Raw genomic sequence first — 1,144 nt, forward strand, 5'->3', positions numbered from 1 at the left:
CCCCGACGGACGCCGCCCTTGCCGCTGATCTGGCGCTGCCGATCGAGGAGCTCGAGCTCACCGTTCGGTCGTACAACTGCCTCAAGCGTGAGGGCATCCACTCCGTGGGTGAACTCGTCGCGCGTTCCGAGGCGGACCTGCTCGACATTCGCAACTTCGGTGCGAAGTCGATCGACGAGGTCAAGGCGAAGCTGGCCGGCATGGGTCTGGCCCTCAAGGACAGCCCGCCCGGATTCGACCCGACCGCCGCCGCGGACGCCTTCGGCGCGGACGACGACGCGGACGCCGGGTTCGTCGAGACCGAGCAGTACTAAGAACTCGGGCCTTACGGTCCGTATGAGGGTGCGGGTGCGCTGTGCCTGATCGCGCAGTTCCCCGCGCCCCTTCCGGGAGCGCCCCTCGGGGCGTCTCCCGGATCTCTGACAGACAACCGTCTGCTCAGATACTGACCCCGGTACCTGATACGGCCGGGGCAGACACCTAGGAGAAACACCATGCCGAAGCCCACCAAGGGTGCCCGTATGGGCGGCAGCGCCGCGCACGAGAAGCTGCTCCTCGCGAACCTCGCGAAGGCGCTGTTCGAGCACGGTCGTATCACCACCACCGAGGCGAAGGCCCGCAAGCTGCGGCCGTACGCCGAGCGTCTGGTCACCAAGGCGAAGAAGGGCGACCTTCACAACCGCCGTCAGGTGCTCCAGATCATCACGGACAAGAGCATCGTCCACACGCTCTTCACCGAGATCGGCCCGCGCTACGAGAACCGTCCGGGTGGCTACACCCGTATCACCAAGATCGGTAACCGCCGTGGCGACAACGCGCCCATGGCTGTCATCGAGCTGGTCGAGGCGCTGACGGTGGCGCAGGAGGCGACTGGCGAGGCCGAGGCCGCGACCCAGCGTGCGGTCAAGGAAGACGCCCTCAAGAAGGACGAGGCCGTTGAGGCCAAGTCCGACGAGGCCGCCGAGGAGTCGAAGGACGCGTAAGCGTTCTGCCGGGGACTGTGCGATGGCGGCCGCGGGCTCGCCGTGGCTTGTCGCGCAGTTCCCCGCGCCCCTGAGGGGGTGTTGGCGGGCCCGTTCCTTTTCAAGGAGCGGGCCCGCCGGGGCGTGGGTGCGAGGAGCCGGGGGTGAGTGACGAAGTCGCG

General features: G+C 67.9%; 2 protein-coding genes. Both read left to right on the forward strand.

The window, feature by feature from the left end:
- Nucleotides 1–314, forward strand: a 314-nt coding sequence (locus ACFTZL_RS45040; RefSeq protein WP_308812713.1) for a DNA-directed RNA polymerase subunit alpha C-terminal domain-containing protein, incomplete at its 5' end; no start/stop codon positions are given.
- Nucleotides 315–494: 180 nt separating this feature from the next.
- Nucleotides 495–983 carry a 50S ribosomal protein L17 gene (gene rplQ / locus ACFTZL_RS45045; protein ID WP_382596477.1) on the forward strand — a complete coding sequence of 163 codons (489 nt, stop codon included), beginning with the start codon at nucleotides 495–497 and terminating at the stop codon, nucleotides 981–983.
- Nucleotides 984–1,144: the final 161 nt, after the last annotated feature.

The organism is Streptomyces sp. NPDC056948 (assembly GCF_042674225.1).
GTDB classification, from domain to species: domain Bacteria; phylum Actinomycetota; class Actinomycetes; order Streptomycetales; family Streptomycetaceae; genus Streptomyces; species Streptomyces purpurascens.